Annotated in this window: 1 protein-coding gene; it reads right to left on the reverse strand. The window is 70.3% G+C overall.

Annotated features, from left to right (window positions below; genetic code table 11):
- Nucleotides 1-257: Gfo/Idh/MocA family protein (locus tag SB754_RS20255; RefSeq protein WP_410784160.1), on the reverse strand; the 257-nt coding region annotated here is incomplete at its 3' end.
- Nucleotides 258-273: the final 16 nt, after the last annotated feature.

Genomic DNA, 273 nt, shown 5'->3' on the forward strand with positions numbered 1-273 from the left:
GCGGCGAGAACCGTCTCGCCCTGCGAGATGTGCAGGCCGGGGGGCGAGCAGAGGTGCACGATGTCGACGCCGCCGGCCTCGAGCATCGCCTCGAGCGAGGCGTCCACACGGCCGCCCCAGGCGTCGGCGAAGGCGTGCGAGCGATCCTCGTCGATGTCGGTCACAGCGACGATCTCCGCGTCGGCCATGCCCTGGAGGCTCTTCGCGTGCACGGCGGCAATGCCACCGGTCCCGACGATTCCCACACGTGTCGTCATCGTGCGTCCCCCTTCT

This window comes from Leifsonia sp. SIMBA_070, from assembly GCF_046534635.1.
Taxonomy (GTDB): Bacteria; Actinomycetota; Actinomycetes; order Actinomycetales; family Microbacteriaceae; genus Leifsonia.